This window comes from Neiella holothuriorum, assembly GCF_019457915.1.
In the GTDB taxonomy this organism is placed as follows: Bacteria; Pseudomonadota; Gammaproteobacteria; order Enterobacterales; family Neiellaceae; genus Neiella; species Neiella holothuriorum.
In genome coordinates, this window is record NZ_JAHZSS010000004.1 from 1 (window position 1) to 22,869 (window position 22,869).

The window sequence follows — 22,869 nt, forward strand, 5'->3', positions numbered from 1 at the left end:
ATTTTATTACTTATCGCCATGTTGGCCGAATGGGCATTGCGGCTACTCGGCATGGTCGCAATTAAGCGCAATTGGACTGCTCAATTTCAAGCCAACACGATACGCCACAGGCGAGTTTTATCTTTGATTCGGCTAGGGCGGGAGGTAAGAAAACGATGGCGGGATTACCCAATCAGCAGCGCAGATATACGCTGGGCAATTGGGCATTACATCAGCCTGGTTCATCAAACGGGAATGCCTAAATTATGAGGGGATCCCCCAGCGCCTCGTTAACGGGCGAGCGATAGCGAGTCCAGCCCACGCTCTTTGTGGGCGATTTTTAATTGCCTTATTAGGCATTTGAAGAACTCCACTTTTCTTTTAAATACCAAACCACGCCCACAACAGGAACCAAAGTAAACCAACCTTGTATTAGCTCCATTTCACCTTTTAATACATACACGTATGACACCGCACATAAGTAACATGAGCATGACAAGATTAGAGCTGCAATCCGATTGAATTTAAAGAGAACAACGGCTAGCGATAGAATAAAAAAGTTTGCTGATAGCACATGAATAGCGCGATTAAATACAACGGCTTCGGGCTCACCAAATAGCGAAATTGCTTGGTATGTAGTGAACGACTGAAACAGAATTAGTAATACCAAAATTGACAAGACGACTATTAACATTCTGTTTTTATGGAACATGTTCGAGTCCTACCTTAGGTGCCTAACGCTTATTATCGCGACCTTACAAGGTTCACCTACCTTGCAAGGTAAGCAATCCCTACTTATTGCCGCACACAAACATATTAAAAAACTATCGCCCAATCATACAGTAAGCAACACAAGTTAAAACCGAAGCAAGCTCAAGAACATGACTATGAATAGTCCTCCTGCTTAGGCCGCATCAATGAGGTGGCTGACCTTGATTCAGGTAACTCTATGCATCATTGATTCCGCCAGCTAATCCAACAATGGAGCGAGTAGTTTAACGCGATTCGAATTGGTTTCGATGACGTGTAATCCGCTGGGGGCTTGAACAGCATTCAAGGTTGGCTAGCTCAATGCCTATGCTAAACATGCCATAAGCAGCTATCGTAAAACTTAATTGCTAAATTCAGCGCACCGGCGAAAGCCAACCATTAGGGAGAAACCATGTCGCAGTTAACAATTATCGCCAACATTTTTGTCAAGGCCGAACACCTCGAAGCGGTGAAGCCTGAGATTTTAAAACTGATTGAACCAACTCGTTCCGAGGCAGGTTGCATTAACTACGATTTGCATCAGAACAATGAAAATCCGGCTCATTTTGTGTTTTATGAAAATTGGCAATCTCGTGAGCTATGGCGCAATCATATCGACAGCCCTCATATCGCTAGCTACAGAGCTGCCGTTGAGGGAAAAATCGACAACGTAACCATCAGCGAAATGAGCCAAATCGCCTAAAAGTTTGGCTTCAACAAATCTCAAATTACGTCCCTTTGATATGGTCTGAGGTGCTTTCCCGCTCAGGCCAACATTTCTTTACAGAAGCCATGAACTAATCCATCTAAGCTAGCTCATTAAGTGTTTGTAAACTCTCCATTCGCTGTTTTGAGGAGTACTTGATATGCCGCAGCTAACCGTTAAACATTGTTGTGTCGCACTTATTGCCATGACGCTAAGCATTTCACCCGCTATTGCAAAACCCCATTCGCCAAGCAAGAAAAGTAATTTGGTCGTCGTGTTAAAGCCAGGTTTTCGCCCTAGCCACAAAGCCCCCACTCACCGCGTTTACCACCATTCCAAAATGCCCCGCGGTGCCGAAATTATCATTATTGCGGGCATCACTTATGCAGTGATCGACAACATTTATTATCGTCGCGAGCAAGAGCGCTATGTGTTTGTTGAGCAACCGCCGGTTGCCGAGCCCGTTGTGGTATCTCAGCCAGCAACGCCTGTCGTCTCAACTACTGCTTCACAGGTTAATAAAGGTGATTTGGTTGAACTATTACCGGCCAATGCCATCACGGTCACCATTAGCGGCGTGACGTTTTATGTTGATGGTGAAGATTGGTATGCGCCGATTGCTGGCACAAGCAAGTTTGTGGTGGTTGAACCGCAACTCTGATTTGGGGTGAGTCGATTACCTTCATGAAAAAGCCCCTGCAACATGACGCTACAGGGGCTTTCAATTCATTCAACGCTTACAACACAATCTAGCCGTTACTCTTTTGCTGTCGCTTTGACCGCTAATTGCTTTAACTTACTCGTCAACACCGTTTTGATGTGCTTCATAACATCTGACACCGTCGGTTGGTTATCTGGCTGAGTAAACGGCAGAGGCCGGCATAATTGAATGGCTTTGATGCCGAGCCGCGCACTCAACAAACCGGCGCCCAAGCCTTGCGCGCCTCGTGCCGAGACTTTCCCCATTAAATCAGCTCCAACCGATTGCAAGCCAATATCGAGAGTGAGTTCAGAAGCGCCAGCGTAAATCAGGTTGTAAATCACCAGACGAATCAATCGCAGACGACTCACCAAACCAAGCTCCACACCGTAACAAGCCGCAACGTCATCAATCATGCGAATGTTTCGCCAACCGATGACGAACATATCAAGTGCCGCAAGCGGGCTAAGAGCAACCAACGCAGCAGCTTGAGAAGACGATTTAGATACAACGGCCAGCGCTTTTTGATCGCACTCGGCAACCACAGTGGCATCAAATAGCTGCAGCACATCAATGTCGCTTTGGCCGTCATTGATCAGCTTACGCCATTGCTCATGAGGTTCTGCCAGTTCAAGATTGAGCCGTTCTGGCAGCAGTACATTACAGAACCGAACAATGTCATCACACGGTTCACCATCTAGGATTTTCTGTGCCGATGTTTGTCGCTGCTCAGTTTCTGCGAGCTGCGCGAGCTTGCGCCATTCATTAAACACCACCACCAGCACTGCACCGAACACCAGAACAAACAGCGCAGCATAGAGGCCAGACAGCCAGCTTTGCTGCTGCCATACGGCATTGATAAGGGTGACACCTTCAATGGTTATGATCAGTAACGCTAAGGCCGCCACAAACTTTAGCCACCAGCGATTTTTAGCCGCTGGTCGCAATACCGTATTTACGGATTCAGCCTCTGTGTCATCGAGTTCATCATCAATGGTTTGTTCTTGCCACTGTTCATCTTCTTCATCGATCACTTGCTGTGGTTTTATATCAGCGAGCTCAATATGAGATTCAGCATCATCGTTCGGTTTACTTGATGTGCCGGCATCGTTGCCGTCGTTTGCACTTGCTGTGGCAGTTTGCTCGGGCTCTAAAAATTCCGGCTGCTCATCAAACAGGGCCCGTTGCTGGTGGCTATCACCGTTCGACTTCATTTCAATACATCTCCAAGCAAAAATTCAATGGCCTTGTCCATGCCGATATGCGGTAGTGGCGCATAATCACTTTGACGAGGTTGTGGCGCAAATGCGACAAAGTTAAAGCTATGCTGCTCGAAAAAGGCTGGGCTTGGCAAGCCCGGTGGCACATCACCGGGAAACAGTGTGATCGACTGACCATCGGAAATACGATTCCCTTTCAGTGCGGGTACCGTTTTTTTGCCCTGCTGAACATGACCGAATTTAGTCGCGCGTATCGACGCAAGGGCCTGACTTTGAATTTTGATGTCGCTAAAGGAAGCATAGCGACGCGCGTCTTCGGTGATCTGTTCAACCAAATTGGTGAGCGGTTCAAATTGTTCAATGGTGACATGATCAGCTTTGGTCGCTGCAATGAGCAAGCGGTCAATTTTCGGATCAAATAGTTGTTGCCACCAGCTTTGTTCGCCGTACTGAAAGCTGTTCATGACTTGGCCAATTGCCTGCTGCATTTCACGAAAGTGAGCTTCACCTTCATTCAGCGGCTGCAAACAATCGACTAATACGACTTGCCGATCAAAGTGACTGAAATAGCGCTTAAAAAAAGCTTTCACGACATGTTTTACATAGTAGTCATAACGCGCTTTCAAGATGTGCCAAAGTGCTTTGCTGGCCGCATCATCCAACAAACATTGCTCAGGTAACGGGAAGAACGCTAATGCAGGCGTACCCTCCATGTCTCCCGGCATTAACATCCGGCCAGGTTGTAGCAGGCTCAAGCCCAATGTTTGCTTAAATTCCTTCAGTAGCTTGGCATAGTGATCGGCACATTCGTGAATGGCATCATCGCACGGCTCTCGGCCGAGCAATGCTAGCGCTTGCTGCCGCCAATCGGCACTCGCGTCTTTGCGCGGCGGCTGCTCTAACAAATGCCATTGCTGCTCACTCCACTGTTGGAAGTCTAGGTTCAGCATGGGCAAGTCCAGTAGCCACTCGCCTGGATAATCAATGATATCGAGTAATAATTTGCTGGGCTCGCTGCCACTGAGCCAACGATTAGATTTGGCTTTGAAGGTTAATTCAAGGCGAATTTCCGAAATTGTTTTGGTCGGCTCGGGCCATTTAGGTGGCGTCGCTGTGAGGTTTCTCATGCCAGCTAAATAACGAAATGACGCGACATTGAGATGAGGTTGCGCCACCTGTCGCACGTGCTTAAGTCGGCGCTCGCGCACGACATCAAACAATGGCAAGTGTTCTGGCGTATTGCCCTGTTGGAGTTGGTTGACTAACGACGTAATAAACGCGGTTTTGCCGCTGCGGCTTAAACCGGTCACAGCCAACGTTAAATGCTGGCTGCGAGCTCGTTCAATAAGTGTGTTCGCTGAATGAATGGCTTGTTTTACGGTACGCTTCAATTCCATGTGTCAGTTACAACTGGTCAATTTCTCGTCTGAGGTTGAAAGCACTTGAAGTGACGTGTTGTTCTAAGTGCTGCAGCCGACCTTCTAAATCACCAAAGCGATGTTTGATGTCATGCAAGGCTTGCCGCGGTAATTCGCCACTTTGCCAAACTGTTGACTTGACCGAGATGGGCTGCTCTTGCACATCGGGTGTCACTTCCGGCTCATTATCAAGTACAAACCAAGCCACGACATAACATAACAAGGGTAAACCGAAGAAACCGGTAAGGATAATGGCCGATGCCATTAACACTCTAACGAGCCAAGTTTCTAAGCCGAAGTAGTTGGCAATACCGGCACACACACCGCCGACCTTGCCAAGTTTACTATTCCGGTAGAGTGTTCTTTTTTGATCACTCATGCTTGTTTTCTCCAATCTGGCGATTCTGCATCGAGAATCGCTTCAAGGGTTTGTATACGTTTAGTCATATGCTCTGACTGCTCAGCGAGCTGGCGAAGTTGACGATACTCTTCTTCGGTCAGCCCTTGCGAGACTTGACGCTTGGAACGATAGTGCATCACCAGCCATATTGGCGCCACAACCAGCAAGAATAAACAAAGTGGCCCAACAATCATTGCGGCAATTTCCATACGTCACTCCCGTTTACTTTTCTATGATTATTTTTCGTCAGATTTAGCTTTGATTTTGGCTTTCAATTGCGCCAGCTCATCGTTAATGCGCTCTTCACATTCTAGAGCTTCAAACTCATCTGCCAATGTTTTTGGCTGACCTAAGTCGTGGGCATCAACCTGCGCTTCTAAATCATCAATGCGCCGCTCGTAAGAGTCAAATCGCGACAGCGTATCCGTTACTTTGGTGCTATCGAGCTGCTGCTTCACTTGTAAGCGTGAGGTCGCTGTGTTCGAACGCATGACCATGGCTTGTTGACGAGATTTCGCATCTTTCAACTTACCCTGCAGTTGCTCCAACTCTTGTTTCAGTTTATCTAGGTTGGCATCAACCACAGCCATTTCTTCGCCCATGGTGTCGGCTGCGTCATTTAGTTTCTTACGCTCGCCCAATGCTGAACGTGCTAGATCTTCACGTTCTTTTTCCAAAGCCAGTTCAGCTTTACTCTGCCAATCAGCAGATTCATTGCGCAAACGTTCGATGCGACGCTCAAGTTCTTTTTTGTCAGCCAGCGTACGTGCTGCTGATGAACGAACTTCGACTAGCGTGTCTTCCATTTCCTGAATGATCAGGCGTAGCATTTTCTCTGGATCTTCAGCCCGCTCAAGTAACGAGTTAATGTTTGAGTTCACGATGTCAGCAAAACGTGAAAAAATACCCATTTGATTCTCTCCTCGACAAATTACAGCTCACTTCGAGCTACTTGCTTGTACTCAATACAGGATTCGGGCCAACCTTGAAAATACAGATTAACACGTTGTTTTAATAACATTTTTATTTTTTTGCAAAGAACCTATAAAAAACATCGTTAGTGAAATAAACTAACAGTTAGTAAAAATAACTACCAAAGGCGTTCAATGCAGCCACAACACGATAATTTGCTCGGTGAATCCAACTCATTTGTTGAAGTTCTGGAGCGGATTTCTCAGATTGCGCCGCTCAATAAGCCTGTTCTAATCATCGGTGAACGAGGCACGGGTAAAGAGTTAATTGCAGAGCGACTGCATTTCCTGTCATCCCGATGGGATCAACAATACGTCAAACTTAACTGTGCCGCGTTAAATGAAAGTTTGCTTGAAAGTGAGCTATTTGGCCACGAAGCGGGTTCATTTACCGGTGCGGGGAAGCGCAGAGCGGGTCGTTTTGAACTTGCTGATCGCGGCACCTTATTTCTTGATGAGTTGGCGAATACGTCGGGCTTGATTCAAGAAAAGCTGCTGCGCGTCATTGAATACGGTGAATTCGAGCGCGTTGGTGGTAGTCAGTCCATTAAGGTGGACGTAAGGCTCGTCGCAGCCACTAACGAAGATTTACCTGCATTAGCCGAGCGCAATGAATTTCGCTCAGACCTGCTCGATAGGCTGGCGTTCGACGTAATTACCCTGCCGCCGTTGCGGGCGCGCCGCGGCGACATCATGCTGCTGGCCGAATCGTTTGCCATCAAAATGGCGCGCCAATTAGGCCATTCAGTGTTTTCGGGCTTCACTCCTGAGTCACGCGAATTGATCTTGGATTACCATTGGCCGGGCAATGTGCGGGAACTCAAAAACGTGGTTGAACGGAGCGTTTATCGCCATAACGATCCGGAAATGGCCATTGATCGCATTATTCTCGATCCATTCGAGTCGGAGTACCGGCCGGGTCAAACGATGCGTACCAAAGATCGCCGAGATTCCTCCGATGATGCGCCGGATGATGCGCCGGATGATGCTCTCTCTATTCCAAACTTTCCGTTTGATTTAAAAGCACATTTACAGCAGCACGAAGTGGCTATTTTGAACAAGGCACTTGAGCATCACCAGTTCAATCAAAAGAAAACTGCTTCAGCATTGTCACTGACCTATCATCAGTTGCGCGGTATACTTAAAAAATACAATCTGTTAGATGGCATTAATCCTGGTGAATAAGCCCCTTTTCCGATCAGCAATAAATGTCTTGAGTGGGTCGCTCTTGGCTTTATTGGGTTTGCTCGGCTGCGAACCGATGGATATGCCTAAGCCAAAAGATGGCTTGGTCTATTGCTCGCTCGGCACTCCGTCTAGTTTTAACCCGCAGCTCAGCACCTCTGCAAATGTGGTTGAAGCGACCAGCTTGCAGCTTTACGACCGTTTACTGCGCATTGATTTAGATGGGCGTAGTTTTAAACCCGCGCTTGCTACCAGTTGGCAAGTGGATGACTCGGGTACTCGCTATCGCTTCAAACTGCGTCAAAACGTGCAATTTCACAGCACCGAATATTTCACCCCATCACGGCCTTTTAATGCCGACGATGTTGTCTTTAGTTTCCGCCGGATCATCGATAAAACTCACCCGTACCATTATGTCGGCCGCAGCGATTATTCGTTTTTTGTGAGTGTTGGTTTTCCTTGGTTGGTCAAATCTGTCGAGGCAATTGATCCGTCGACGGTAGAATTTGAGTTATTTGCGCCTGACAGCACCTTCTTAAGTAACCTCGCAACCAACTTTGCCGTCATCTTGTCGGCTGATTATGGCCAACAGTTATCGGCCCGCGGTGAGCGCCACCTGATCGATAAACTGCCAATCGGCACGGGTCCCTTCCATTTTTATCGTTATAAAGAAGAACACTTTATTAAATATCGCTCCCATGAAGCCTATTGGGGAGTCGCGCCCAAGCTTAATGAAGTGGTGTTAGATATCACCCCGAATGGCACCATGCGGCTTGCCAAATTGCTTACCGGCGAATGCGATGCCATGGCATTCCCGCTGGCAAACGAACTTAAGATGTTGCGTGAGAAACCTGAATTCCAAGTGCAATATCAAAATGGCTTTAATGTGGGCTATTGGGCGTTTAACACCGACACGCCACCGCTAAATGATGCCCGCGTGCGCAAGGCGTTAGCACTTGCGATCAATCGTGACCCCATTATGGAAGCGGTATTTTATGGCACCGCGTCTATTGCCAGCAGCCTGCTGCCACCGGCATCTTGGGGCTATGATGCCACCGCCAGTGCGGAAGCTTATGATCCTCAGCGGGCGCGCGAATTATTGGCCGAAGCAGGTCACCCCGACGGATTTGATTTAGACATTTGGCTGTTGCCCGTTCAGCGAGCCTATAACCCGAACAGTCGTAAAATGGCGTTATTGCTGCAAGATAACCTGAAGCAAATCGGTGTTCATGCCCACTTAGTTAATCATGACTGGAACGCTTTTCGCAGCGGGTTAAGCCGTGGCGACCATGACAGTGTGTTGATTGGCTGGACCGCTGATAATGCCGATCCGGATAACTTTTTCCGGCCATTGTTAAGCTGCCAGGCTAAGTTAGCCGGCACCAATCGCGCCATGTGGTGCGACAAGCATTACGATCAACTTATTGATGAAGCGCGCTTAGCCACTTCATTTGAAAAACGCCAAGCGCTCTACAGTCAGGCACAACATTACTTAGTTGAGCAAATGCCTGTTGTGCCAATCGCTCATGGTATGCGAACACAAGCATCTGGCGAGCACGTCAAAGGGCTTACGGTTGAACCGTTTGGTGGCATTGATTTTTCATCCGTGACGATCGAGTAAGATTATGTGGCGCTATTTCATACGTAAATTTAACTTACTCGTTATCACCATTTTCTTGCTGAGCTTGCTGTCGTTCAGCTTATTGCACTTGATGCCTGGCTTGCCGCTCGATGCGCTTAATCCCGACGGCTCTTTGTCGCTGGCGGAGCAACGTCGCTTAGTGGAACATTACGCGCTAGAACAAGGCTTCTGGCAGCAGTATGCCCAATACATCAGCAATATTTTTAATGGTAATTGGGGCACCTCGCGCATTGATCAAATTCCTATTTTTGATCAGATGGTGAGCAGCTTTATGTCGACCCTACAGCTCGCCGTGTCAGCCATGGCTCTAGCCATGTTTATTGGAGTGCCGCTAGGGATCATCAGCGCTTATTACCATGGTTCATGGTTTGACCGTACCGTCACATCCATGAGTTTGATTGGCCAGTCTATCCCCGTGTTTTGGTGGGCGCTGATGCTGATCTTGCTGTTAGCGCTCGGCCTACAGTGGTTTCCATTATCTGGCCGTATTGGGTTGCTATACGACATCCCCGAAGTCTCTCATATTTTATTAATTGATATTGCCTTGGCCGATGATGAATATCAGCGTGCAGCCTTATGGAGTGCCGTTCGTCATATCATTTTGCCAACCCTGGCGATTAGCGTTATCCCGATGACGGCACTGATTCAAATCACGCGTGCAAGCTTGATTGATATTAGTGAAAAAAATTATATCCAAGCCGCGCGCGCTAAAGGGTTAAGCCGCTATCAAGTATTGTGGCGCCATGCTTTACCCAATTACTTTAGTAGCTTTATTCGCCATGTCGGCGCCCTTACCAACCCATTGCTCACCACCACTATGGTAGTGGAATACATTTTCGATTGGCCCGGCGCAGGGCGTTGGTTGATTCATAGTTTAGTGGCGCAGGATGTGCCTGCAATTCAAGCCTGTATGCTAACGATTTCCGTGTTCGTTATTTGCATTTCCATTATTACCGACTTGCTCGCGGCCTGGAGCAACCCTAAAGAGCGGAATCAATCTCATGGATAGAAATACCATCTACCAAGATGATGCGGTGCCTTCGATTACCAAGCAAGTCATCACAGCCTTCAGCTCGCGCGGTATCTTTATGGTGGCATTCTGGACGCTGATCTTAATGCTAGTGGTGATGATGCTGAGCTATGTATTAGCTCCCTATCACCCGCAACACCAACACATCGACTTACTGCTGTTACCGCCGAGTTGGTATGATCAAGGCACTGTTGAGTTCTTTTTTGGCACCGACGGCCTCGGTCGAGACATTCTTTCTCGAGTAATTAGCGGCACACGCTATACCTTAGGCGGCGCGATTTTAACGGTTGTCATTTCCGGCATCATTGGGGTTGCTATTGGGGCCGTTGCCGCCATGCTGCGCGGTTTACGGTCGAGTATCTTGCACCATTTACTCGATACCATCTTGGCCATTCCGTCGTTACTGTTAGCCATTCTGGTCATTGCCATTTTAGGTCGCGGCTGGGACACCGTATTGCTTGCCGTAACCATCGGATTGATTCCACAATTTATTCGCGTCAGCCACCAGGCTGTGCTTGCCGTTCTCGAAACTGAATACGTGCGAATGGCGCGACTAGACGGCTATACCAATTTTCAGCTGTTTTATCGCGTGGTTCTGCCCAACATCGCCGAACCCCTCATTATTCGTTTTACCGCTGCATTATCCAGTGCAGTGATGGATTTGGCAGCCCTAGGCTTTTTAAATTTAGGCGCACAAGCTCCAGCCCCCGAGTGGGGTTCGATGATGGCAAGCGGCATTGAACTGCTAACCTCCGCGCCTTGGGTCATCACCCTGCCCGGAATCGCCATTTTTATCAGCGTGTTGAGCATCAACCTTGTGGGTGAAGGCCTGCAACGAAGCTTTAAAAAGCTGGAGTCATCATGAATCTGCTAGACATACGTAACCTCACTATTGAACTCGAAACGCCGCAGGGCCTAATTACTGCGGTAGAACGTTTCAGCCTCGTGGTGCAAGACGGTGAAGTTCGAGGCATTGTTGGCGAGTCAGGCTCCGGCAAGTCGTTGGTGGGGCGAGCCATTATGGGCTTGTTATCCAGCAAGTGGCGGGTACGGGCCGATCGTTTCTTTTTTGCTGGCCAAGATCTACAGCAAATGGGGGTTGATGAGCATCGTCGATTTATGGGGCAAGAGGCGGCAATGATTTTTCAGCAGCCATCGAGCTATCTCGATCCCATCGCGAAAATTGGTGAGCAACTTATTGAAGCCTTGCCAGAGCAACGCAGTTTTAGCCTGTCGTTCTGGCGCCGCTCGCGCGAACGCGTCGAAAAGGTTTCCGCACTGCTGCATAAAGTGGGTATACGCGACCATACCCGCATTATGAATTCATACCCTCATGAATTATCCGAAGGCCTGTGCCAGAAAATCATGATTGCCATGGCGATTGCCAACGAGCCAAGACTTTTGATTGCCGATGAACCTACCTCGACCATGGAAGCCACTACGAAAATTCAAATTTACAAACTCATGGCAAAAATGAACCAGCTGCGTAAGTTGTCAGTGGTTCATATTTCCAATGAATTAGAAACCGCCGCCAATTGGACCGATCGCGTCACCATTATGTATTGTGGCCAAGCGGTTGAAGCCGGCCCAACCGAGCAAGTGGTCAATCAACCCTTGCACCCTTACACGCATGCTTTAGCAACCTTAGTTAAACGCGACCCTGAGCGACAAATGCTGAATGTGATGCCCGGTACAATGCCAACACTGCAGCATTTGCCCACAGGCTGTCGTTTGGGCCCTCGCTGCCCTCGTGCGCACAAGGATTGTATTGAGATGCCGCGTTCTCGCTACTTACGAAACCGCAGCTACCGCTGCCATGCACCATTTAACCTGGAGGAAAAGCATGCAAACGCCGCTGCTTCAGGTCAAACACATTAGTAAGACCTACATGAACCCAAAAGGCTGGTTTCGTCGCGAGCATGTACGCGCCATTAAATCGTTATCGTTTGAGCTCAAGCGCGCCCATACGCTTGCGGTGATAGGCGAAGCAGGCTCGGGTAAGTCAACACTTGCTCATTTGCTTGCTGGCGAGATGGAGCCCTCCTCCGGCGACATTTTATTGCATGGCCAAAGCCTTAATGACACGAATAAACGCCAGCGTTGCATGGACATCCGTTTGATCCCACAAATGCCATCGTTGTCGCTCAATCCAAGGCAGCGGGTTAGTACCCAAATTTTAGCGCCACTGGTTCAACACCGTTCGATTACCCACGCGCTACGTCAGCAAAAATTGTATGGCACCATGCGCGATGTTGGTTTGCTTGAAGAGCATGCTAACTATTACCCCAACATGTTATCGGCCAGTCAGCGACTCAGGGTAACGCTAGCTCGCGCCATGATCGTTGACCCTGAAGTTTTGGTGTTTGATCAGACCTTATCGGCGATGGACATTACTATGCGCGCACAGCTGATCAACTTGCTGACCAAATTACAGCAATCGCGCGGTATGGCTTATGTGATGATTGGTCACCAGCTTTCGATGATCCGCCACCTCGCCGATCACGTGATGGTCATGCAGCATGGTGAAGTGATTGAGTTTGACCAAACCAACAATGTGTTTAAGGCCCCAGCAAGCGATTACACAAAACGCATGGTCTATGCATACAACGAGCTAACACAAGGCTCTAACGGCTAAGCAAGCCGGCTTTAAGGGCTTTTCCCTGGCGGGTAAAAACAGCAATAAAAAAAGGAGCTCTTTATGAGCTCCTTTTTATTGTAACTATTTCGGCTTACTAAGCATTAGAACTCGTCGCTTTGCGCGGCTTCTTGCTCAATGTAAACAATCTCAGCCTGTGCTTTAAGCGCATTCACCAACGCCATGTAAGCAGTCTGACTTTGGTTTTGTTCTAGTGCTTGTTGCAAGCGACCATCGCGCTCTTCACCCTGAGCTTCAACCACTTCATCCAGCGCAATCACTGCAACAAAGTTGCTCGCCGTTACTTTATCGAATTGAGCAGTTTCTGCTGGCTTCGACATGGCAAAAGCACGGTCGCGTACAGCGCGATCCAATTCCATGCTGTCTCGAGCAAATCCGCTTTCAGTTAGCAACGTAATTGGCTGTTGAGCTTCGATTAAAGGTGTCTCTCCTTGCTTGAGCTGCGCCAAATATTGATCGGCAATTTCATTCGCTTGTTCAGCGGCAACTTCCATCGCAACCACTTTAGCGACTTGCGGCTTCACTTCATCTAGCGTTTTCGCACGTGCAGGCTGATGCTCTTTGACTCGAACAACCATCAATTGACCTTCGGCAAGCTCAATCGGATCGGAGTTCAAACGGTCACGCAATACTTGTTCAGAGAATATCGCGCGAATCACCTGTGGATCAGCAATGGCAGCTGGCGGATTCGCTTGTGAGAAGCTGTCGGTGCTTTGCACTGACAAACCTGTTTCGCTCGCGATGTCGTCTAAGCTCTCAGGCATTTCAAATGCTAAGTTGGTGACTTCTTCTTGCAGCTCATAGTAACGCTCTAAGGCAGCGTTGCGTTGCTGCTCTGCGCGAATATCATCGGCAACGTCAGCTAATGGCTTCGTTGCTTCAGGACGAATGCCTGTCACTTGAATCAAATGCAAACCGAATGGCGTTTCAACCAATTGTGAAATGTCGCCCTCTTTTTCCAATCCAAATACTGCATCGTCAAACGCATCGCCCATCACACCAGCGGCAAACCAATCAAGATCGCCACCATTTTCAGCAGAGAAGCTGTCGGTTGAGTATGTGGTTGCCATTTCTGCAAAGTCACTGCCAGCAGCAAGCTCGGCTTGCACTTTAAGTGCGGCTTCACGACCTTCATCTGAATTTTCAAACAAGATGTGAGAGGCACGACGTTCGGCGGCGGTTCGATAAAGTGCTGAATTCGCTTCATAGTAATCGGCGACTTCTTCATCGCTAATTTCAATATCGCGAGCTAATGCATCGGCATCTACATGCAGGTAATCAACGGACACCATTTCTGGTTGTTGATACATATACTGATGAGCATCGAAGTAAGTTTGAACTTGCTCTTCGGTTGGAATCACATCGGCAGCGAGCTTGGCTGTGTCGATCTTCCAATAGCGCACGCTACGGGTTTGGTTCAATAGCGCATCAATTCGATCCACTTCTGACGGCAGTACAAAGTCACTGCCCAATACACCCGATACAAATTGGCGACGCGACATATCGGCTCGCATCATTTCACGAAACGATGCAGCGCTATAACCTTGGCGGTTAATCAATGACAGATATAACTCGTTGTCGAACACACCGTCTTGCTGGAAGCCTGGCATGTTAACAATGGCTTGGCGGATTTGTTCATCACCAACGGACAAACCGTTTTTTGCAACCGCCTGATCAAATAGCGCTTCAGTAATTAGCTTTTCAAGTACAGATGCGCGAATTTGTTGTTCAAAAGCAGGGTTTGACGCCATTAAGTCGAACTGTTCGCCGAGCTGCTGCTCAAGGCGCATGCGCTCGTCACGAACGCCATTTTCCAGTGCTTGGCTGTAAATCTTTTGATCATTAACTTTTGCTGCGAGGAGCTCAGTCGGATTTCCGAGGTAGCTACCAACGCCTGCTAGTGCGAACGATAGAATGACCGCTCCGAGTACCACTTTAACGATGGTGCCCTGAGAGCCTTCACGAATTTTTTCGAGCATGATTTTTCTCTTGCCTGAGTAATCTGAATCCGAAGTATTTGGCGTACCAGATTATGTGAATAGTACTTGTCAGAAAGATTCCGCTGTGTTTCAGCCAAATATTTACTGTGGGGCGCATGTTAACACAGAGCCACCACCAATGAAGCAAATTGACGCTTTAATAACACTAAAAAAGGCCGATAAAAATCGACCTTTTGTCTTACTTAGAAATTCGACAGGATAAAATTAATTAACTGCGTCTTTCAGAGCTTTACCTGGCTTGAACGCAGGAACTTTAGCTGCTGCAATTTCAATAGTTTCGCCAGTTTGTGGGTTGCGGCCAGAGCGAGCAGCGCGTTCACGAACAGTGAAAGTACCGAAGCCAACCAGTGCAACTTGATCACCTGCTTTCAGCGTGTCAGTTACCGCTTCAACCAGAGCATCCAATGCACGACCCGCAGACGCTTTAGAAATATCCGCATTCTCTGCGATTTTGTCGATTAGTTGAGATTTATTCACGTTTTACATCCCCTTTGATTTTTATTCGGTCACCGTGGTAATTGCTTCCCTCAGTGATGACCGGCGCAGGTTTTATATCAAGCTTGCTTTCGAGATTCAAGCTCAAAAAATTACAAATACAATTCTTGCTAGGCCGCGCCAATACTGGCCTCTAGTACGGTCAGCAAGATTCGATCTAGGCTATCACAACAAATTTCAGTTGGAAGCTCTTAAAAAGAACTTTTTGCAAATAAATTTGAGAGACAGGTCATATTTGCACAAATCAAATCATCAAATCAGCCAACACCAGCACTAACTCTGCACTGGCATTGGCTTTTATGACAATTTACTGACACTTGACGGGTTCGTTTTGCAACGCCAAATTTAGTACTTCATCAATCCAGCGAACGGTATGAATTTCCAAATCTTGTTTCACGTTGTCAGGAATCTCTTCCAAATCACGAGCGTTTTCGTATGGAATTAAGACCCGTTTGGTGCCTCCCCGATGAGCGGCTAATAGTTTTTCTTTCAAACCACCAATCGGTAACACTTCACCACGCAGCGTAATTTCACCAGTCATGGCGACGTCAGCGCGAACAGGATTCCCAGTTAACGTCGACACCAAGGCTGTACACATGGCAATACCAGCACTTGGACCATCTTTGGGTGTTGCCCCTTCTGGTACGTGCACGTGCATATCGCTCTTCTCATGGAAGTCACTGGCAATACCCAGTTGTTCAGCGCGTGAACGCACAACCGTCATCGCCGCTTGAATCGACTCCTGCATCACCTCACCGAGCGAGCCAGTGTAGGTCAATTTGCCTTTGCCCGGCACGCTAGTGGTTTCAATGGTCAACAGATCTCCACCCACTTCAGTCCAGGCCAGGCCGGTTACTTGGCCAATGCTGTTTTGATCTTCAGCTTTGCCGAAGTCAAAGCGCTGAACGCCTAAAAAGTCTTTCAGGTTGTCTGCTGTGACCACTACTTGCTTGAGGTCTTTTTCGAGCAAAATGCGTTTCACTGCTTTGCGGCAAATCCGTGATAATTCACGCTCTAGATTACGCACGCCTGCTTCGCGAGTGTAATAGCGGATCACGCCGGTAATGGCTGAGTCTTGGATATCGATTTCAACTTCTTTGAGACCATTGCGTTTAATTTGCTTGGTCAGCAAGTGTTGCTTGGCGATATTTAGTTTTTCATCTTCGGTGTAACCCGACAGACGGATCACTTCCATCCGGTCTAACAACGGTGCTGGAATGTTCATGGAATTCGAGGTGGCGACGAACATGACATCCGACAAATCGTAATCCACTTCCATGTAGTGATCGTTGAAGGCGTTGTTTTGCTCAGGATCGAGAACCTCAAGCAATGCTGAAGACGGATCGCCACGCATATCCGAGCCCATTTTGTCGATTTCATCGAGCAAGAACAGTGGGTTTTTGACACCAACCTTGCACATTTTTTGAATCAACTTACCCGGCATCGAGCCAATATAAGTGCGGCGATGGCCTCGAATCTCAGCTTCATCTCGAACGCCACCTAAGGCCATACGCACATATTTTCGGCCCGTCGCTTTGGCGATGGACTGACCCAACGAGGTTTTACCGACGCCCGGTGGTCCGACTAAGCACAGGATTGGCCCCTTGAGCTTGGAGATACGGTTTTGAACCGCCAAGTACTCCAATATGCGTTCTTTAACTTTTTCTAAGCCGTAATGGTCTTGGTTCAGAATCTTTTCTGCCAAGGCCAAATTTTTCTTCACTTTACTGCGTTTTTTCCATGGCACGCTGATCATCCAATCAACATAACCACGAACAACGGTCGCTTCGGCAGACATCGGCGACATCATTTTCAGCTTATTCAGCTCAGCTTCGGCTTTACTGCGCGCCTCTTCAGGCATGCCAGCTTCTTTGATCTTGTTGGCTAACGCTTCAAATTCGTCCGGCGCATCATCCAAATCACCAAGTTCTTTTTGAATAGCTTTCATTTGCTCATTCAAATAGTACTCACGTTGGCTTTTTTCCATCTGCTTTTTAACGCGAGAACGAATACGCTTTTCAACCTGCAGCAAGTCGATTTCCGACTCCATCATCGCCATCAGGTATTCCAAACGATCTTTCGCTTCCGTCAACTCAAGTACCTTTTGCTTGTCTTCAAGCTTAAGCGGCATATGAGCGGCCATGGTATCGGCCATACGTGATGCTTCTTCAATTCCTTGTAGCGAGGTGAGTACCTCGGGCGGAATCTTTTTATTGAGCTTCACATAGCCTTCAAACTGGCTGATGGTTGAGCGGATCAAAACTTCCAGTTCGCGTTCATTGGGCTCTAGCTCGGCCACTTCGGAAACGGTCGCGCTGAAAAACGGCTCTTCCTGTAAAAAAGTATTTAGTTTCGCGCGGCGACTACCTTCAACCAGCACTTTTACCGTGCCGTCCGGTAACTTTAACAATTGTAAAATGGACGCAATGGTCCCCACCTCATACACATCGTCTTTCGATGGTTCTTCAGTGGAGGCATCTTTTTGGGCAACAAGAAAAATTTGCTTGTCTTGTTCCATCGCTGCTTCGAGGCATTGAATTGATTTCTCACGGCCGACGAACAACGGAATGACCATATGGGGATACACGACGACATCGCGCAGCGGTAAAACGGGGAGTTCAATTAAATCAGAGTGCGATTGCACCATGGGCGGTCTCCACAAAAAAATGCATAAGCTGTTACTCAAGCATATGGGGATCGACCAGCGTTTTTAAATGGTATTTTGCTGTAAAAACAAAAAAAAGGAGCCGAGGCTCCTTTTTTGTTCAATGTTTAACCGAATTTGATTTATTCCGATGCGGCTTGCTTGTCATTGTTCTCGTAAATCAGAATAGGATCCGATTCACCTTTCACAACAGACTCATCCACGACGACTTTTGATACATCGTCAATTGATGGTAATTCATACATTGTATGAAGCAAGATCTGCTCAACAATCGAGCGCAAGCCACGGGCGCCAGTTTTACGTTCCATTGCTTTGTTGGCAATGGCGAATAAAGCATCGTCGCGGAATTCCAGCTCAACATCTTCTAGCGAGAACAAGGCACCATATTGTTTAGTGAGCGCATTCTTAGGCTCTTTCAGGATCTGCACCAAGGCATCGCCATCAAGCTCCGTTAATGTTGCCACTACAGGCAAACGACCGATGAACTCTGGAATCAAGCCGTATTTCACCAAATCTTCAGGTTCAACGTGCTCAAAATTGGCACTCAGCGAGGTTGCTTCTACCTTGCTTTTAACTTCAGCGCCAAAACCAATACCGGTATTTTTGTTCGTCCGTTGCTCAATCACTTTATCGAGCCCAGCAAAAGCACCGCCACAAACAAACAAGATTTTAGAGGTATCAACCTGCAAAAACTCTTGCTGCGGATGCTTACGGCCACCTTGCGGTGGAACAGAAGCAATGGTGCCTTCAATCAACTTCAACAGGGCCTGCTGAACGCCTTCGCCAGACACATCACGGGTAATTGATGGATTGTCAGATTTACGCGAAATTTTGTCGATTTCATCAATATAAACAATACCGCGCTGTGCTTTTTCTACATCGTAGTCACACTTTTGCAGTAGTTTTTGGATGATGTTCTCAACGTCTTCACCAACATAACCAGCTTCGGTTAATGTGGTCGCATCAGCCATGGTAAAAGGTACATCCAAGAATCGCGCTAGCGTTTCTGCCAATAGCGTTTTACCGCTACCGGTTGGACCTATCAGCAAAATATTACTTTTACCTAGCTCAACACCATCAACGCTATCGCCATTGCGTAAGCGCTTGTAGTGGTTATAAACGGCAACAGACAACACCTTTTTGGCATGATCTTGGCCGATAACGTAATCGTCTAAGTGCTCGCGGATTTCACGCGGCGCTGGTAATGAATTCGAATCTTTGCGAGGAGCAATCTCTTTGATTTCTTCGCGAATGATATCGTTACAAAGCTCGACACACTCATCACAAATGAACACCGATGGACCGGCAATCAATTTACGAACTTCGTGTTGGCTTTTACCGCAAAATGAGCAGAACAACAGCTTGTTGTCGCCTTCTGTTCCGCCTCTGCGAGAATCAGACATCTGATACCCTCAATCTCAAACTATAGATTTATACTACTTGTCGACCTGAGTGTACTTCATTCCGGCCGACTTTGCAGGACTTAGTCCTTTTCTGCGCGCTTATTCAAAACATCGTCAATAAGACCATATTCTTTAGCTTGTGCAGCATTCATGAAGTTGTCACGGTCCGTATCATTAGCTACGCGCTCTAAATCTTGTCCCGTATGCTCAGCCAATAAGCGATTCAATTTGTCTTTAATAGACAAAATCTCTTTGGCATGAATTTCAAAATCTGATGCTTGTCCTTGGAATCCACCTAATGGTTGGTGAATCATCACGCGAGAATTTGGCAAGCAGAAACGTTTCTCTTTAGCGCCACCGGCTAACAGAAATGCTCCCATGCTCGCAGCCTGACCAATACACACAGTGCTGACGTCCGGCTTAATAAACTGCATGGTATCGTAAATCGACATACCTGCAGTAACCGAGCCGCCTGGTGAGTTGATGTAAAGGTAAATGTCTTTATCCGGGTTTTCAGATTCCAGGAATAGCATTTGCGCCACAATCAGGTTAGCCATGTGATCTTCTACCGGGCCGACCATAAAAATAACTCGCTCTTTGAGCAAGCGGCTATAGATATCGTAAGAGCGCTCACCTTTACTGGTTTGCTCGACAACCATAGGAACCAGAGCATTGAGCGGAGAATCGATCAAATCAGACATTGGTACTGCCTCCTTGTCTTGAAAAAATAAAGCCGAAAAAAATGGCCCGTGTGATCATCACACGAGCCATTATAGGCGTCACGCCTGCGGTTTCGTCAATTAAAGCTTGAAGTTACTGCGCAGGTTGCATCACGTCTTTGAAAGATTTCTCTACTTCAGTGACGTTTGCTTCAGCCAATAAGGCATCAATAGCTTGGTCTTCTAACGCCAAGTTACGCATTTGCTCCATCAACTCATCGTTAGACTTGTAGTAAGCAACAACTTGGTCTGCATCTTCATATGCAGAAGCCATTGAAGCAATTTGCGCTTCAACGCGCTCGTCTTCAACTTTAAGCTCTTTCGCTTTGATGTATTCGCCTAGCACCAAACCAACTTTCACACGCTTGCGTGCTTGTTCGTCAAATAACTCAGCTGGTAGCTCTGGTGCATTTTTAGTGTCGCCACCAAAACGTTGCAATGCTTGCTGACGCAGGCCGTTGATTTCTTGCTCAACTAACGCTTGTGGAACGTCCACATCGTTTTGTTCAACCAAGCCATCCAGAACTTGCTGCTTCACAGTGCTCTTGAGGTTTTGCTCAAGTTCACGCGACATGTTCTTCTTAACTTCTGCGCGCAGCTCGGCGATATCGCCAGACTCAACGCCAAATTTCTGAACGAACTCTTCAGTGATTTCTGGCAGGATTTGCGCTTCAATTTTGTTCACTTTAATAGCGAACTCAGCTTCTTTACCTTTCAGGTTTTCAGCGTGATAGTTTTCTGGGAAAGTGACGTTCGCAACAACATCGGCACCAGCTTCGGCACCAACGATGGCATCTTCAAAGCCAGGAATCATTTGACCACTACCGATCGTTAGGTCGAAACCTTCAGATTTGCCGCCGTCGAATTCTTCACCATCAATTTTGCCAACAAAATCGATGTTCACTTTGTCGCCATCCGCAGCAGCGCGCTCGGCGACTTCCCAAGTTGCGTTTTGCTTACGCAGTGTTTCGATCATGTCGTCCAGATCGGCGTCAGCAATTTCAACAACAGGCTTCTCAACTTCAACTTTATCTACGCCAGTGACTTCAATCTCTGGGTAAACTTCGATCGTTGCTTTGAATTCCAAGTCTGCGCCAGCTTCTGCTTTGGTTACTTCCAAGCGTGGGCTGCCAGCAGGGTTAATCTTTTCAGCGATGATCGCTTCAACGTAGCTACGCTGAGCAACTTCACCAATCACGTCCTGGCGAACGCCAGCGCCATACATTTTGTTGATAACACTCACTGGCACTTTACCTGGGCGGAAGCCCGGTACGCGACGTTTTTTGTCGCTTGCCATACGGCGGAGTTGGCTTTGAACCGCAGAATCTACTTTTTCAGCGGGTACGGTAATTGTCAGACAACGCTCTAAACCTTGAGTCGTCTCAACAGAAACTTGCATTCGATATACCTCAGTCGTTCAGCCGCCAATGCAGCCATGGCGAGAGCCTGCCCCATGGCGAGTTGGCTTCTCAGTCGTGCTTACGCGCGAGCACACTTAAGCAAAGTAATGGTGCCCAGTTAAAATTTGACGCGACATTATAGCGGCGGGTTATCGGGGAGTCGAGAGCCCCAACGGATAAAATGAAGGGAAAAAGCCGGACAAAGGCCAACTTCTCTCAGAGAATCGCAAAACAATGGCGACCCCAGCAGGATTCGAACCTGCGACCGTCTGCTTAGAAGGCAGATGCTCTATCCAGCTGAGCTATGGGGTCATGACTTGCGGCAAACCGTATTCCACTTGCCGATCAGCCGGCGATAATAGCGGCGCCGACCGATAGCGTCAAACGGTTTTTGGCTTTGTGATTTCGGTCATGCCATCGCGTTACACAGGTTTGAGCGCTTTTTGTTCACTGCATGCTGAAATTGCCACATTCAAGCAAATAACGGGCTTTTAATGTGGCATTATTTTCTGCGACAATGGCGCCACTTTCCTCTACACCTACACAGACAACTAAAAATGGCTGCACAAATCATCGACGGCAAAGCCGTTGCTGCGCAATTAAAGAACCAAGTTGGCCAAGCCGTAACCGCCCGAAAAGAGGCCGGCAAACGAATTCCGGGACTCGCTGTTGTTTTGGTGGGCGCCGATCCTGCATCGCAAGTTTATGTGGGTAATAAACGCCGCTCCTGTGAACAAGTGGGTTTTATTTCTCGCTCTTACGATCTACCCGATACCACTGAAGAAGCTGAATTATTGGCGTTAATCGATCAGTTAAATGACGATGGCGAAGTTGATGGCATTTTGGTGCAGCTACCGCTGCCGGCTCACCTTAACTCTGAAGTGATTTTGGAACGCATTGCCCCACACAAAGATGTTGACGGTTTCCACCCTTATAACATTGGTCGTTTGGCCCAACGGATCCCCGCGCTTCGCCCTTGCACGCCAAAAGGCATCATGACTCTCATTGAGTCCACGGGCGTTAAAACCCACGGCTTAAATGCCGTTATCGTGGGCGCATCTAATATTGTTGGTCGGCCTATGACACTTGAGCTGTTATTGGCAGGTTGCACCACCACATGTTGTCACCGCTTTACCAAAGACTTGGAAAAACACGTGCGCGATGCCGATCTGGTAGTCGTCGCCGTTGGTAAACCGAATTTTCTACCGGGCGAATGGATCAAGCCTGGCGCCATTGTCATTGATGTGGGCATTAATCGCATGGCCGACGGCAAACTTGTCGGCGACGTTGAATACGCAACCGCAGCAGAGCGAGCGGGCTTTATCACGCCGGTACCTGGAGGCGTAGGCCCCATGACAGTGGCCAGTTTGATAGAAAACACCTTAATTGCCGCTGAGCAATATCACGACTAGTTATCAAGCGTCGCGAATACAATGAAGTGAACAAGCCCTGGTAAAATGCCGGGGCTTTTTTATGCTTCAAACCAATTGATTAGGCATTTGCCACAGTTTGGCAAATGCCTAGCCTTCA

General features: G+C 47.8%; 20 protein-coding genes, 1 tRNA gene and 1 pseudogene. 10 read left to right on the top strand and 12 right to left on the bottom strand.

Features of this window, described 5'->3' with window-relative positions:
* The 3 genes and pseudogenes from K0504_RS04890 to K0504_RS04900 form a co-directional block, all read left to right on the top strand.
* Positions 1-249 (top strand): annotated as a pseudogene (locus K0504_RS04890) (IS4 family transposase); the annotation flags it as partial.
* 892 nt (positions 250-1,141) lie between these two features.
* A complete protein-coding gene (locus tag K0504_RS04895) occupies positions 1,142-1,432 on the top strand; it encodes a putative quinol monooxygenase (RefSeq protein ID WP_220103057.1) in 291 nt (96 codons plus the stop codon).
* 163 nt (positions 1,433-1,595) lie between these two features.
* Complete coding sequence (locus tag K0504_RS04900; protein ID WP_220103058.1) at positions 1,596-2,096, top strand: hypothetical protein; 501 nt, start codon at positions 1,596-1,598, stop codon at positions 2,094-2,096.
* A gap of 95 nt (positions 2,097-2,191) precedes the next feature.
* Here K0504_RS04900 and K0504_RS04905 read toward each other — a convergent pair whose 3' ends face one another.
* The 5 genes from K0504_RS04905 to pspA are packed head-to-tail and all read right to left on the bottom strand — an operon-like array spanning position 2,192 to position 6,084.
* Complete coding sequence (locus K0504_RS04905; protein ID WP_220103059.1) at positions 2,192-3,349, bottom strand: YcjF family protein; 1,158 nt, start codon at positions 3,347-3,349, stop codon at positions 2,192-2,194.
* Positions 3,346-4,752, bottom strand: a complete 1,407-nt coding sequence (locus tag K0504_RS04910; protein WP_220103060.1) for a YcjX family GTP-binding protein — start codon at positions 4,750-4,752, stop codon at positions 3,346-3,348. The genes K0504_RS04905 and K0504_RS04910 overlap by 4 nt, the downstream gene beginning before the upstream one ends.
* Positions 4,753-4,759: 7 nt before the next feature.
* Positions 4,760-5,152, bottom strand: coding sequence for an envelope stress response membrane protein PspC (pspC, locus tag K0504_RS04915; protein WP_220103061.1), 393 nt, complete (start codon positions 5,150-5,152; stop codon positions 4,760-4,762).
* Positions 5,149-5,382, bottom strand: coding sequence for an envelope stress response membrane protein PspB (gene pspB, locus K0504_RS04920; RefSeq protein ID WP_220103062.1), 234 nt, complete (start codon positions 5,380-5,382; stop codon positions 5,149-5,151). Before pspB ends, pspC begins: the two co-directional genes overlap by 4 nt.
* Positions 5,383-5,409: 27 nt before the next feature.
* Entirely contained in the window at positions 5,410-6,084 is a 675-nt protein-coding gene (gene pspA, locus K0504_RS04925; RefSeq protein ID WP_220103063.1) for a phage shock protein PspA, read from the bottom strand.
* A gap of 195 nt (positions 6,085-6,279) precedes the next feature.
* Between pspA and pspF the strand changes: the two genes are divergently transcribed.
* From pspF to K0504_RS04955, 6 genes are all read left to right on the top strand, one after another.
* Positions 6,280-7,329 (top strand): phage shock protein operon transcriptional activator, encoded by a 1,050-nt coding sequence (gene pspF, locus K0504_RS04930; RefSeq protein ID WP_220103064.1) that lies wholly within the window; start codon positions 6,280-6,282, stop codon positions 7,327-7,329.
* 82 nt (positions 7,330-7,411) lie between these two features.
* Positions 7,412-8,950 (top strand): ABC transporter substrate-binding protein, encoded by a 1,539-nt coding sequence (locus tag K0504_RS04935; RefSeq protein WP_225917979.1) that lies wholly within the window; start codon positions 7,412-7,414, stop codon positions 8,948-8,950.
* Positions 8,951-8,954: 4 nt separating this feature from the next.
* Positions 8,955-9,980 carry an ABC transporter permease gene (locus K0504_RS04940; RefSeq protein WP_220103066.1) on the top strand — a complete coding sequence of 342 codons (1,026 nt, stop codon included), beginning with the start codon at positions 8,955-8,957 and terminating at the stop codon, positions 9,978-9,980.
* A complete protein-coding gene (locus K0504_RS04945) occupies positions 9,973-10,866 on the top strand; it encodes an ABC transporter permease subunit (protein WP_220103067.1) in 894 nt (297 codons plus the stop codon). The genes K0504_RS04940 and K0504_RS04945 overlap by 8 nt, the downstream gene beginning before the upstream one ends.
* The gene (locus K0504_RS04950; RefSeq protein ID WP_220103068.1) at positions 10,863-11,879 is read left to right on the top strand and encodes an oligopeptide/dipeptide ABC transporter ATP-binding protein; all 1,017 of its coding nucleotides are present in this window, start codon (positions 10,863-10,865) and stop codon (positions 11,877-11,879) included. Before K0504_RS04945 ends, K0504_RS04950 begins: the two co-directional genes overlap by 4 nt.
* Positions 11,845-12,636 carry an ATP-binding cassette domain-containing protein gene (locus tag K0504_RS04955; protein WP_220103069.1) on the top strand — a complete coding sequence of 264 codons (792 nt, stop codon included), beginning with the start codon at positions 11,845-11,847 and terminating at the stop codon, positions 12,634-12,636. Before K0504_RS04950 ends, K0504_RS04955 begins: the two co-directional genes overlap by 35 nt.
* Before the next feature lie 104 nt (positions 12,637-12,740).
* Here K0504_RS04955 and K0504_RS04960 read toward each other — a convergent pair whose 3' ends face one another.
* The 7 genes from K0504_RS04960 to K0504_RS04990 form a co-directional block, all read right to left on the bottom strand.
* Positions 12,741-14,636, bottom strand: coding sequence for a SurA N-terminal domain-containing protein (locus tag K0504_RS04960; RefSeq protein WP_220103070.1), 1,896 nt, complete (start codon positions 14,634-14,636; stop codon positions 12,741-12,743).
* 225 nt (positions 14,637-14,861) lie between these two features.
* On the bottom strand, positions 14,862-15,134 hold the full coding sequence (hupB, locus tag K0504_RS04965) for a nucleoid-associated protein HU-beta (protein ID WP_087506004.1): 273 nt from the start codon (positions 15,132-15,134) through the stop codon (positions 14,862-14,864).
* 325 nt (positions 15,135-15,459) lie between these two features.
* Positions 15,460-17,799, bottom strand: a complete 2,340-nt coding sequence (lon, locus tag K0504_RS04970) for an endopeptidase La (RefSeq protein ID WP_220103071.1) — start codon at positions 17,797-17,799, stop codon at positions 15,460-15,462.
* Positions 17,800-17,939: 140 nt separating this feature from the next.
* Positions 17,940-19,220 carry an ATP-dependent protease ATP-binding subunit ClpX gene (gene clpX / locus K0504_RS04975; protein WP_220103072.1) on the bottom strand — a complete coding sequence of 427 codons (1,281 nt, stop codon included), beginning with the start codon at positions 19,218-19,220 and terminating at the stop codon, positions 17,940-17,942.
* Between the two features lie 80 nt (positions 19,221-19,300).
* Positions 19,301-19,921 (bottom strand): ATP-dependent Clp endopeptidase proteolytic subunit ClpP, encoded by a 621-nt coding sequence (gene clpP / locus K0504_RS04980; RefSeq protein ID WP_220103073.1) that lies wholly within the window; start codon positions 19,919-19,921, stop codon positions 19,301-19,303.
* A 112-nt stretch (positions 19,922-20,033) separates the two neighbouring features.
* On the bottom strand, positions 20,034-21,338 hold the full coding sequence (gene tig, locus K0504_RS04985; RefSeq protein WP_220103074.1) for a trigger factor: 1,305 nt from the start codon (positions 21,336-21,338) through the stop codon (positions 20,034-20,036).
* 236 nt (positions 21,339-21,574) lie between these two features.
* Positions 21,575-21,651, bottom strand: a tRNA-Arg gene (locus K0504_RS04990).
* A gap of 245 nt (positions 21,652-21,896) precedes the next feature.
* Here K0504_RS04990 and folD point away from each other — a divergent pair.
* Complete coding sequence (gene folD / locus K0504_RS04995; RefSeq protein WP_220103075.1) at positions 21,897-22,751, top strand: bifunctional methylenetetrahydrofolate dehydrogenase/methenyltetrahydrofolate cyclohydrolase FolD; 855 nt, start codon at positions 21,897-21,899, stop codon at positions 22,749-22,751.
* The last annotated feature ends 118 nt before the right edge of the window (positions 22,752-22,869 follow it).